This is a genomic window from Chitinophaga sp. CF118, from assembly GCF_900112615.1.
Lineage (GTDB): Bacteria > Bacteroidota > Bacteroidia > Chitinophagales > Chitinophagaceae > Chitinophaga.
The window spans coordinates 151852-163757 of the sequence record NZ_FOMK01000008.1; the positions used below are offsets into that span (position 1 = coordinate 151852).

At 40.5% G+C, this 11906-nt stretch carries 10 protein-coding genes; 4 read left to right on the top strand and 6 right to left on the bottom strand.

The window, feature by feature from the left end; genetic code table 11:
• Positions 1–67 precede the first annotated feature (67 nt).
• On the top strand, positions 68–280 hold the full coding sequence (locus BM176_RS33170) for an amidohydrolase family protein (protein WP_090107043.1): 213 nt from the start codon (positions 68–70) through the stop codon (positions 278–280).
• 26 nt (positions 281–306) lie between these two features.
• Here the strand turns inward: BM176_RS33170 and BM176_RS24810 are convergent, their stop codons facing one another.
• Positions 307–918, bottom strand: coding sequence for a class I SAM-dependent methyltransferase (locus BM176_RS24810; RefSeq protein ID WP_090107044.1), 612 nt, complete (start codon positions 916–918; stop codon positions 307–309).
• An 87-nt stretch (positions 919–1005) separates the two neighbouring features.
• On the opposite strand from BM176_RS24810, the gene BM176_RS24815 reads away from it, so the two are divergent.
• Together BM176_RS24815 and BM176_RS24820 are read left to right on the top strand one after the other, a co-directional pair.
• The gene (locus BM176_RS24815) at positions 1006–1452 is read left to right on the top strand and encodes a DUF1572 family protein (protein WP_090107147.1); all 447 of its coding nucleotides are present in this window, start codon (positions 1006–1008) and stop codon (positions 1450–1452) included.
• Between the two features lie 209 nt (positions 1453–1661).
• Entirely contained in the window at positions 1662–4157 is a 2496-nt protein-coding gene (locus tag BM176_RS24820) for an FG-GAP-like repeat-containing protein (RefSeq protein WP_177230534.1), read from the top strand.
• A 53-nt stretch (positions 4158–4210) separates the two neighbouring features.
• Here the strand turns inward: BM176_RS24820 and BM176_RS32255 are convergent, their stop codons facing one another.
• The 4 genes from BM176_RS32255 to BM176_RS24835 form a co-directional block, all read right to left on the bottom strand.
• A complete protein-coding gene (locus BM176_RS32255) occupies positions 4211–4462 on the bottom strand; it encodes a hypothetical protein (RefSeq protein WP_143097916.1) in 252 nt (83 codons plus the stop codon).
• A 109-nt stretch (positions 4463–4571) separates the two neighbouring features.
• Positions 4572–4994 carry a hypothetical protein gene (locus BM176_RS24825; protein WP_090107046.1) on the bottom strand — a complete coding sequence of 141 codons (423 nt, stop codon included), beginning with the start codon at positions 4992–4994 and terminating at the stop codon, positions 4572–4574.
• Positions 4995–5178: 184 nt separating this feature from the next.
• Positions 5179–5952 (bottom strand): response regulator transcription factor, encoded by a 774-nt coding sequence (locus BM176_RS24830; protein WP_090107047.1) that lies wholly within the window; start codon positions 5950–5952, stop codon positions 5179–5181.
• 5 nt (positions 5953–5957) lie between these two features.
• Positions 5958–9113 (bottom strand): ligand-binding sensor domain-containing protein, encoded by a 3156-nt coding sequence (locus BM176_RS24835; RefSeq protein WP_090107048.1) that lies wholly within the window; start codon positions 9111–9113, stop codon positions 5958–5960.
• A 189-nt stretch (positions 9114–9302) separates the two neighbouring features.
• Here BM176_RS24835 and BM176_RS24840 point away from each other — a divergent pair, with 189 nt between their 5' ends.
• A complete protein-coding gene (locus tag BM176_RS24840; RefSeq protein ID WP_090107049.1) occupies positions 9303–10856 on the top strand; it encodes a family 43 glycosylhydrolase in 1554 nt (517 codons plus the stop codon).
• A gap of 152 nt (positions 10857–11008) precedes the next feature.
• Here BM176_RS24840 and BM176_RS24845 read toward each other — a convergent pair whose 3' ends face one another.
• Positions 11009–11578 carry a dihydrofolate reductase family protein gene (locus BM176_RS24845; protein WP_090107050.1) on the bottom strand — a complete coding sequence of 190 codons (570 nt, stop codon included), beginning with the start codon at positions 11576–11578 and terminating at the stop codon, positions 11009–11011.
• Positions 11579–11906: the final 328 nt, after the last annotated feature.

The following is an 11906-nucleotide window of genomic DNA, read 5'->3' on the forward strand; positions in this document are numbered from 1 at the left end:
CGTAGTTATACGCGAATGATGCAGATACGGTTAATTGATGTGAACGGAAGAACGGCCCGAGCAGCTACTGTTAGCTGAATATGGATTTACAGTCCTTTCAATTCTACAGATCTCAACTATAAATGGTGCAACTGCTTTGAGCATTGATGATAAATACTGCTCAATTGAAAAAGGAAAGAAAGCCGATCTCCTTATTTGGAACAATAGCCCTTTTGACAATTATAAAAACTTTCTAGTCGACAAGACAATTATTAAAGATGGTGTCGTTTTAAAAAACTAAAGTAATAGACCAGACAGAGATAACTGTTAAACTTTCTGCAAACACCAGGTGGTCATGCACCGTAAGTTTTGCACATTGGTGGTTTTTACAGGTTCGTGTAGCCGGGCGTTGAGGCTTTCGGTATATTGAAGCAGTAATTGCTGGTTAACCAAAAAACGTTCGCTGCCATCGGGCAAAAGATAACGACCATTGCCCAGGTTCTGCACCAGCGTTTCAATCCCGATATCCGACGCAAGTCTTGCAAATAAATATCCGCCGGGTTTCAGCACCCGCCACATTGAGTGGATCATATTATCAAAATGATCGGGATTGTTGGCGAAGTGCAATACCGCGCTGCTGATCACCAGGTCAAAATAATTATCATCAAAAGGTAGGTTTTCAGTCGAAGCAACTACAAAATTCTCTATAGAGTTCGCATGGGCCAACGTTTGTGATAATTGTTTAACGGCTGATATCGCATTGGGATTAGGATCAATACCATACACCTCATAGCCGTTTCTTAAGAAGTAAATCAGGTTACGCCCGCCTCCGCAGCCTGCGTCGAGCACATTATTACAATTATCATAAGTACCTTTAAGCAGTTGGTCGAAAAGGTAAATGTCTATATTTCCGTAAAGTTGCTGAAGTTCCGATTGCATGGATCAAAGTTAAAGGATAAGTGGCTCGACAGTAATTTTATTGATAAAAATAATATTGCTAATTTGAGATTAAACAGGATAATTACAATGCTTACCGATACCTTAAAAATACTTTACAGCAGGGACCTTGCTAAATTAAAACAGGAACTGGAGTTATATAACAGCGAAGATAACATCTGGCGCGTTGACAAGAATATTTTAAATTCTGCGGGAAATCTTAGCCTTCATTTGATAGGAAACCTGAACACCTATATCGGTGCTGAACTGGGGAATACCGGTTATATAAGGAACAGGCCTGAAGAATTTTCACTGAACAATGTCCCCAGGCAAGAATTGATCAGTAAAATAGAGCGTACCATCGAAGTGCTTGACGTTACACTCGGTTCGCTCACTGAAGACCAATTAAAAAGCGAATACCCTCAGTCAGTTTTTGATGGTAAAGTATTAACTGAATATTTTCTCGTCCATCTCGCAACGCATTTAAGCTATCATTTGGGACAGGTAAATTACCACAGGCGGTTGCTTGATTACTGATATATTAGTCTTGAATATAGCGCCCAACTGATCCAGGAAGGACAATGGCCATTATCAGGAAATTATTTTTGCGGCACCTTCTTCATTTATATTTTGAGTATCTTTAATAAAGTGGGACAATTTTTGGGATACCCCTTTACCTATTATATTGTATATCAATGTACCAATCTTTGAGGAGTAAACATTTGCTCTGTATTCTCTTTTTTTGTATGCCAGTACCTGTTTGGGCACAGGTATCTCCTCCATCTATCTCATCTGTTTCTCCGGTCAGTGGTGCGGTAGGTGACACGATCACTATTACCGGTAAGAATTTCGTAGCTACCACCGCTGAAAATATCGTCTATATCGGGAATATAAAGGCGCAGGTGATATCGGCAGGCAGTACTGTGCTGAAGGCAAAGATACCTGCGGGTATTGGCAGTGACCCTGTGTCGGTTACCTGTAATAATCTCACGGCATGGTCTGAAGTAAGGGTTACACTTACTTTTCCGGTGAACAACGAAAAGTTCAGACCTTCCTCTTTTGGAACGAAGATAGAACTGAAAGGAAATTCCATTGCCGCATTAGCTGATATTAATAATGATGGTAAACTGGATCTGCTGTACAGGGATAACTACGGTCTGGCTTTAGTACGTAATACAAGTACCGTTGGGAATATCAGTTTTGCTGATCCGGAAGTCTATAAAATGGATGCCCTGAATAGTATTGCAGCAGCAGATCTGGATGGAGATGGAAAAACGGATGTAGCATCCGTTTCTTATCCCGGTAACCATATCGTTATCTTCCGTAATACAGGTAATGGCCTGAGTGATACCATTCAGGTGCCCTTAACGGTCGAATCACAATTCTTTAGTTTGGTTATATCAGACGTTGACAATACCGGGAAGGCGGATCTGTTTCTTTGCAGCAGTATTCTGAAAGAGGTATACCGGTTTAAAAATAACAGTACGCCGGGGCATATGTCTTTTCAGCTTTGGTCGATTTATAATAATGATATTGCTATTATTCCTTATAATCTGGCATTTGCAGATTATGATGGAGACGGAAAAAAGGATATGGCTATGTGTGGGTATGGTGAATATCTGCAGGTATTCAAAAATGTCGAGTATTTCGGTTATTGGTTCCGCAATCCATTGAATATCGATCTTACAGACAGAGGACCCGTAGTCAGTGATTTAAATGTAGTTAGTGTCGATATAGATCAGGATGGCAAAGCAGATCTGCTGACGTCTAATGGAGGTAGCAATAGTGTCTCCGTTTTCCTGAACAGACCAGCGTACGGAGACATGGCTTTTGCGCCACCTCTTTATTTCAAAACGGACGAGACGCTGGATTGGTTATCTGTCAACGATCTGGATGGAGATGGTAAAAAGGACCTGGTTACCAATAACTATTCCGGGTCCAGTATGTCTGTGTTTAAAAATATCAGCGACAGTAATAACGTGCAGTTTGCAGCACCGGTGAAATACCAGGTTGCTACTATCTTTGATGGCTATAATTATATGAATCTGACCGGAGATCTGGATGGAGATGGTAAACCTGAAATGATGGCTTGTCAGACCGGTGATCTGATTGTTATTTTTAAAAATGAGATAAAGCCGAATACAAATGTACATGTATGTGTCGGTACAGATACTGCGCTTACGTCTCCATTATCAGGAAACATCTACCAGTGGCAGATTGATACGGGGCAAGGGTTTATTCCTGTCACAGATGATAGTATTTACACAGGTAGTAATAGTGCCCGGCTGACCATCCGGAATGTGCAGTCATCTTATCAGAACTACCTGTATCGTTGTCTGGTGGATAATAAGAATGAGCAGGTGTTTACGCTGAAGATAGATACGGTGACAATACCAGATATAAAGATCAGTATAGACATGAACAATATTTGCGTAGGTACACCGGTAGAATTTTCTGCCACTTATAAAGATGCCGGTAATGCACCTTCATTCCGATGGCTGATCAATGGTTTGCCAACGGATAGTATCGGGCTCAAATACTATAGCAGCACGCTGGAAAACGGGGACAGTGTCTCAGCGGTGGTATACAGTAACGCCATCTGTTCTCAGCACATGAATGATACCAGTAATATCATCATCATGAATGTACATCTGGTTACACTACCGGTAATAAATATTACTGCTAAAGACAGTGTACTTGTGAATGAGCCATTTGTTATTACTGCTGATACCAGTAATATTCGCCCCGGGTCATCGCTTACCGTATTTCAGAGTATTAACGGGTCTGCTTATTCTCCTTATAGGTATGTATATGATATTGATACAGCCAGTCTTACTTTTACTGTCAGTAATGCAGATAGTGTGGCCGGCGTAAAAAAATATTTTATACGATTATACGGATACAGTATTGATGGTTGCACATTAATGGCGGTCAGTGATACCATTTCTGTGATTGTTTCCAAACGTACACCTGAAAGAGCATCTTCTCCTGATGAACCTTCCGGAAGATTATATCCCAATCCTGTTACAGATAATCTGACGGTGAATGATCTTGATCTCAATGATGGATGGGTAACGATGGAGATAAGAAGTATGGATGGTGCGCAGAACCTTGGTGTTTATAATATTGAAGGAAAAACCAGTCTGAATATTAATATCGCTACATTGAACAAAGGTTTTTATGTGGCGGTGCTGAAGCGTAAAACGGGTGCGCCCAAGACGATACGGTTTATCAAACTATAACTTAACATTTACCAGGATACTATTTATTTAAAAGAGTCCTTGAAGAAGGTGGCTCAATTACTTTTGAAATCTGGTCTTCCTGAATATAATATCCAAAGGGAGATTAACATTAAAACGTAGAAAAGGAATACTATATGATTTTTTTTAGCCATTTCGTGAGCCAGCGTAGCAACCAAACTTTCAGGTTCTAATAGTTGCTTACGATTCAACCATATTTCGTATTTACCATTTTGGCTCCTCCCGCCATAAAGACCTGCAGGATTTTGAAGTCCTTTGTCTGCTTCCAAAAAAATACGACCGCCCAAAGGACTACCGGTTGATATTTCATTTACCCCGTCATCGTAAAAACCTAGTTCAAAAAGGAAGGCCGGAGATAATCTCTGGCCTTTTCATATCGTGCCCAGACATCTTCTGTCACTTCTGCTGTTTCAGGTCAGGATAACGGGAAACCAGTTCCTCGTGCAAAAGGCGCATACCACATACATATGTAGACACCAGGATCCTTTTACCCTTTCCCTTGTGAGGAACGATATGCAGATAATTCCAGGCAAACTTGTATCCTTTTACGTCTTCCAGCAGGATCTCCCTGTTAACAAGTCTGGATACTTTACGGACACTATGATTATCCCAAAAGATCTTTTCATCCACCTGTAAAATACCGCACATAGAAGCGCCAATAGCAATAAGCGATACAGGTAAAATGAAGAAGATGCCTTTCCTGAGAAAAGGATCGAAGAATAAGTAGATCAGCAGGCTAACAAATACACATATCAAGGCGCCGAACATGATGTAAGTGGCATTCCTCCAGCCACGGGTCAAATAAAAAACGTCTTCCATAGAGTGAGCGTAAATATTTACTGTAAATATAAATCTTGCCCGTTAAAATCCAACTTTTAACATAGCAGTCACTTCCCAGAGATGTTCGCGGCCTTCCAGGTATAAACGCGATTTAACAAGACCAGGCTGTGATTCTGGCGTTCCATGTTTCATTGCAAAAGGTAATTTAGCAAAGAAGTAACATCTATTGTGTGGAAATCCGGGGCAGCGAATTCATGTATTCCTGAGGAGATGCGTTAAAGTGCTTTTGAAAATTCCTGCTAAAAAGACTGTGAGTACTGTAACCAACCATCCTGGCGATCTCAGCCAGACTAAACTCATTTTCAGCAATAAGACAAGCTGCCTTTCTGAGTCGGGTGATATCAATCAATTCTTTGGGTGATAAAGCAGAAAGAGATTTAATTTTCCGATAGAAAGTGGGCCGGCTCATATTCATATGTTCAGCCAGCGTATCAATATCCATTTGAGTATCCCGGATATTTTTACGAATATAATCATTCAGTTTTTTTAGAAAAATTTCGTCCGTTTTTGAGTGAGCCATCACCCGCACATCTTCAAATGGCGAACTCGCAAAATGAGTTTTTATCTTTAAGCGGTTATTAAGCAAATTGGTAATTTGTATTTGAAGGAATCTGGGAGAAAAAGGTTTTTTAATATAAGCGTCGGCGCCAGCCTCCAGTCCTTTTATATGTGACAGATGGGTGTTTTTGGATGTCAGTAATATGATAGGAATATGGCAGTATTCAACGTTTGATTTGACCACCTGACATAGTTCAAAACCATCCATCCCCGGCATCATAATGTCTAATACAATGAGATGTATCATTTCGGTATTTAGAACCAGCAGCGCGTTTTCAGCATTTTCTGCCAGATGTACTTTATAAGTATCACCTAAAACTTCTGATAGAAATTCCAGGATATCCTGGTTATCATCTATAATTAAAATGCTTTCAGTCATAGTTATTATATTTTTTTCCAGCTACTCAGATTAAACTCGAATTTTTGATGTACCGGTAATGTTAATACAAAAACGATTTCATTGATACTACCCGAAACCAACTCTAAAGATCCATTATGTAATTCTGTTAATGACCTGGCCAGAGGCAATCCAATGCCTGTTCCTGGCTTTTCCTTGTTGTTCAGCCTGAAAAACGGTTCAAATATTTTTTCCTGAAATCCGGCTGGTATCCCTTTCCCATCGTTACTGAAAATAATTGTAAATTTTTCGTCGCCGGCATTGAGGGGGGGCATCTTTATAGTAGCGCAGCATGCTGCATACTTAATGGCATTGGAGATCAGGTTACCGCATATTTTAATCAGTGCTTCCCGGTCTACAAATGCCATAATATGGATTTCAGGAAAATCTGTATGTAAACTTATTTTGCTCTCTTTAGCAAGTTCTCTGAATGAATCTGTTTGTTCTATGAGCAGTTTATTAATGTTTGCGTTTACAAAGTTTAATCCGAACTGTTCTATTTCGGTCTGCCTGAAATCCAGCAACTGCCCGGTAAGGTCTGTCAGTCGATTTGCATTCTTCTGCACCATCAACAGGCTCTTTTTAATATTCGGCTGGTCCTCTGCCATTTTTATCAATCTTTCTACTGGCCCTACAATCAGGGTTAGGGGTGTTTGGATTTCGTGCGCAATGTTGGTGAAAAAATCAATTTTAAACTGATAGATTTCTTTCGTTTTTTCGTGTTCAAATAGTTGGAGTTTAATCAGGTTTTTACTGTTCAGGTAACTATGATAATAGCGGATCAAAAGGAACAAAATGGTTCCTGAAATCAGCACATATAAAAAGTACGCAGTATTGCTTTTCCAGGAGGGGGGTGAAATGCTGATAAACAGGCGCCGTTCTTTACCTGTCCAGTTGCCGACATTACTTTCTGCACGCACTGTAAACGTATAGTTCCCCGGTGCCAGGTTTGTAAAATAGGCGTTTCTGTTGGTGTTAAGATATGTCCAGTCTTTATTTACTCCGGTCATGAAATATTTATACCTGGTGGCCCTGGCCGAAGAGTAATTCAGCGCAGCAAACTCAATACTGAAATTATTCTGATCATGGGTGAGCACAATGGTATCTGTAAATAGAATTGATCTGGTGTGTGGGTCATCTTTATTGTTTATCTGAAACCCGGTAATGTAAGTTGGCGGAGATACATCTTTGGTGCCGAAATCGGCGGGGTTAAAGGCGATCATTCCTTTCACAGATCCGAAATACATTTTGCCGGTAGCGTCTTTGTAGGCTGAATTGTAATTAAACTGATCTGTTATGAGCCCGTTCGATTGCGTATAAGTCTTACACTGTTCAGTGTGTAAATCAAAACAGATAAGACCTCTGAGTGAACTTATCCATAAGCGTTTTGAATTATCTTCCAGAATACAGAACACAGCATTACTGGGTAAGCCGTTTTCTATCGTAAATTTTTTAATGGTTTTCCGATCTGGATTTAACTTTATGAGGCCACCGCCGGCAGTTGCAAACCACAGTGAGTGATTGCTGTCTTCAAAAATATTATACACCGGAAATTCATTGATAATTTCGTTGTGCTGCTTGTCGCCAAAACGGAAATTACCATGTTTGCCGGTTTTACGATTATAGTAAAAAGCACCTTGCGATACGCTGCCAGTCCAGATATTTCCCTGTTCGTCTTCAGTGATGTCAAAAACATACGAGTTATAGGGTATCTGTTTAACACGGCTGAATGTTTTGTGCTTCCTGTCATAAAGAAATAATCCTGAGCCATTATATGCAGTACCAACCAGTAAGGTGCTATCCATTGTGAGATAGAAACGGAGTACAAAATCACTCACCTTGTCGTTTTTGTCACCAATAAATTGAAAGCGGTCAGTCACTGTTCCGGTGCGCGTGTCCATTATTTCCATACCATGTAAAAACGGGCCGATGAATAACTGATCACCTAATGTTAAAAGACCGTGGATATTGGGGTAGGAGATAGCACCCTTTTTTCCCGTTGCAGCATAACTGGTAAATTTTCCTGTTTTTACATTGAACTTATTGATACCTGCATCTTCGGTACCAATCCATAAGTTACCCCTGGTATCAGGACAAATTGTTCCCACAGCGTTGCCTGATATGGAGTTAGTGCCTTGCAGGGGATAATATTTTTCAAACCGGGCATTCTCTGCCGAATAATAATTTAAGCCACCAAAAAAAGTACCTGCCCACATACCTCCCCGATTGTCTTTGCATATTGTATAGACAGCGTTATCTGCAAGAGAATAAGGATCACTGATCTGTTTTCGTAAATTCTGGCTTGTGTTGGTGGCCCGGTCGTATACATATATACCTGATTCAGTGGCTATCCAGTAATGCTGATTACTGGCGGCAGTAATATCACGTACATATACATCAGTATTATCATTGTTGCGAAGGGGTAATGATGTGATTGTTCCTGTTTTAGTGTTATAACTTTTTAATCCCTGTTTAAAACACCCTATCAAAATTTCTTTATCACTAACGGGACATATTTTGCTGATAGATCGCATATTTGCAGGTATACGCAGATCAATTATCCGAACATTGGCCATCTTTTGGTGTGAATAGATGCTGATGACGCCATCGTCATTGCCCACCCACAAATTCCTGCTGCTGTCAATAGCCACGCAGGAGGCATGTAGCTTTAAATCGTCAACTTTTTTTTGTCTCTGATCATATTTGTAGAGTGAATAATTAGCCAGGAACCATAAATTATTGTCGCTGTCAATCACAAGATGGCTGATGTATGTTGACGGGGCGATGTCAAGTGGCGTAAAAGCTTCGTTACGGGGATTATACATATAAATACCCTTACCTGTACCAATCCATAACATACCGTTTTTATCTTCGGAGATAACGGTTATCACATTATTGCCTATACTGCCAAATTTGTTCTTTTCGTTTTTGTAAGTTTTAAATGTATAACCGTCAAAACGGTTTAATCCTCCTCTGGTACCAATCCACATCAAACCTTTACTATCCTGTAAAATGGATATCACAGAGTTGTGTACCAATCCATCATCAACCTGATAGTGTGTAAAATAATATTGTCCACAACAGGATAGTGTGGCAAGCTGTAATATCAGGCTTACAAAAATGGTATGAGGGAATAATCGCATAACGTTAATTCAAATATAAACAAATGTCCGGTTTGGGAAATGAACGAATTTACCTTGCTGCTCCTGTATATGAAAATCAATTATTTGTAAATGGGTTGAGATGAATCGACAAAAAGTTGAACAGATTATGCACTATCTATTCGTTTATTTTGAATGGCACTAAATCAAATCACTTAACCACAATTTCCTATGAAAAAAGAGTTATTTACTACAACTGCTGTTGCCATCGCATTGTTGGCAGCGGGTTGTCAAAAAAAGCAATCGGAGAGTATTGCTCAGTTGAGTCCCCCTACGACGCTCGGCGTTGCACCTGCATTGGGCACACTGGTGGATAGTGGTATCTATCGCATCAGGAGTTTCTCTTCATTACCAGCCGGCCCGGTAGTTGAAGTAACCGGAAACTCAACTGCTGATGGTGCAAAAATTCAGCAATGGGGATGGTTTCCCAATAACGGACAGAAATGGAAACTTATAAAAACCGATGCCACGTATTATAAGCTGATCAATGTTACCAGTAGTAAATGTCTCCAGTCGCCATCGGCAACTTCGGGCGAGGTATTACAACAGGGAACTGATGATGGCTCTGATGCACAACGTTGGGCAATTGCCTATTCCGGCAGTAACAATATTTTTTCACTGACCAACAAGGAAACAGGCATGAAAATGGTTGTTGATCCTGAAGATACTGTACCGGGCAGAAAAATCAAACAGAAAAGTAGTGTAACAGGCACACAGGATCTCTTTGAATTTCGTAACCTCAATTTTCAGAATCCTTTAAGTACTAACAGCCGTCCTGATCCCTTCATAGCGCAAAAAGATGGATATTATTATTTCCTGTGTACTAAAGGCAATAGGATAACCATTGCGAAAACTAAGTCTATATCATTACTGGCGACCGTACCTGAAACCACCGTCTGGACTCCTCCCACAGGTACAGCGTATTCATCTAATATATGGGCGCCTGAATTATATTTCCTCTCAGGCAAGTGGTATATTTATTTCACTGCTGATGATGGAGTATCGAGTGATACTCACCGTATGTTCGTGCTGGAGAATCCCAATGCTGATCCAACAACCGGAACATGGACATTCAAAGGAAAGATATCTGATTCAACTGATCAATTGGCTATTGATGGTTCGGTACTGACCGTTAATACAAAACATTACTTCATATGGTCGGGTTGGGAGAGTGTAGCTTCCAAATATAAACAATATATATACATTGCTTCCATGCATAACCCATGGACCCTCAACGGTACCAGGGTGAAAATATCATCGCCTACCAATACCTGGGAAAAATATGAGCCCAATTCAATAGGGGTTGGCGTTAATGAAGGTCCCATCATGCTGCAGAAAGATGACAGCAGCCCGGTATTCATTATATTTTCAGCAAGCCGTTATACAAGTGACAATTATTGCCTGGGGCAGATACAGTTAAAAAGCGGAGGTAATCCCACTGTTGCGGCCGATTGGATAAATAAGAAGCAGGTGTTTGTGAGAAATGATGCTAACGGTGTTTATGGACCAGGGCACAACGGCTTTTTTACCAGTAGTTATACCGACGCAAACGATGTGGTGCATACCGAAAACTGGTTTGTATATCATGCGCGCAGTGTAGCCGCCACTACAAACGGAGGCAGAGCGCCAAGAATGCAAAAACTAACCTGGAATGCAGATGGATCACCAAACTTTGGCGTAGCCGGAGCAACAGGTGTTAACATCCCCATTCCGATAGGTGACTGATAAGGTTGTCAGCGTAATTAATGAAACAGCCCGCCATTACAGGCGGGCTGTTTCATTATGCCTGATAATCTGCAGTATCAGTGAAAATTGTGTATTTCCATCCATCTTCTCGTGAAAAAGGGTAGCAAGTGAATTTCCTGTTCAGCGCTCTTTTATAAAGCCTTCTTATAATGCATACATACAACCCCATTGGCGAAGGTCTTCGAGCTTACCAGTGTGAGCTGTGTTGTTTTGGATACATTTTTGAAAAGAGGCATACCCTTGCCCAGCAGAACAGGGTTTACAAACAGCCAGAATTCATCTATTAAATCGTATTGCAACAATGAGTGTGTTGCTGAAGGGCTGCCAAATATAAGTATCTCCTTACCGGCCTGTTGCTTTAATGCTTTTATGCGGTGTTCTACTTCTTCACTAATGAAAACAGTATTGGGGAACTGCTCGCCCTGCATGCTCTTAGACAGTACAATTTTTTCTGCTTTCTTATACCAGGCGGCATGCTCAATGTCGTGCTTGCTGGCATTGGGTTGGTCTGCAGCGGTAGGCCAATAACCTTCCATCATTTGCCAGGTAACGCGGCCATACAATGCGGTATCACTATCATTGACGCGCTCACCAACATGTTCAAATATCTCATCATCAACTTTTATCCAATCCATTTCGCCATTGAGACCGGCCACATATCCATCCAAAGAAACATGAAAAAACGAAACAAGTTTACGCATACGCTCCTGGTTATAGGTTAATTATAATTTATTTACAAGCAAACTTACGACCTGCATCTGACTTGAACAATGGCCAATTGGGACAATCATCAGGGCTGTTTCAGTCATAAAATAACAGTGGTGTCAATTCCTTGTCTGCATTTGCAGCGGGAACGTCCTTTTATGATGCCAGCCCATAATTTTTAAATTATTAAACATTCCTGTTGCATTGGATGTTATATCACGTGCAAGTAATTACAATAGGACATTACTACTGTATATTATAGCGCTTTAATTACAAACGTCCTATCTTTCTGCTTTTGCTTTCTCTATTGTTTGTTATGTCTCC

What these genes read in the sequence shown, in the direction of transcription:
- BM176_RS24810 (WP_090107044.1), bottom strand. Translation starts at nt 918, where the DNA reads ATGCAATCGGAACTTCAGCAACTTTACGGAAATATAGACATTTACCTT.
- BM176_RS24815 (WP_090107147.1), top strand. Translation starts at nt 1,006, where the DNA reads ATGCTTACCGATACCTTAAAAATACTTTACAGCAGGGACCTTGCTAAA.
- BM176_RS24820 (WP_177230534.1), top strand. Translation starts at nt 1,662, where the DNA reads ATGCCAGTACCTGTTTGGGCACAGGTATCTCCTCCATCTATCTCATCT.
- BM176_RS24825 (WP_090107046.1), bottom strand. Translation starts at nt 4,994, where the DNA reads ATGGAAGACGTTTTTTATTTGACCCGTGGCTGGAGGAATGCCACTTAC.
- BM176_RS24830 (WP_090107047.1), bottom strand. Translation starts at nt 5,952, where the DNA reads ATGACTGAAAGCATTTTAATTATAGATGATAACCAGGATATCCTGGAA.
- BM176_RS24835 (WP_090107048.1), bottom strand. Translation starts at nt 9,113, where the DNA reads ATGCGATTATTCCCTCATACCATTTTTGTAAGCCTGATATTACAGCTT.
- BM176_RS24840 (WP_090107049.1), top strand. Translation starts at nt 9,303, where the DNA reads ATGAAAAAAGAGTTATTTACTACAACTGCTGTTGCCATCGCATTGTTG.
- BM176_RS24845 (WP_090107050.1), bottom strand. Translation starts at nt 11,578, where the DNA reads ATGCGTAAACTTGTTTCGTTTTTTCATGTTTCTTTGGATGGATATGTG.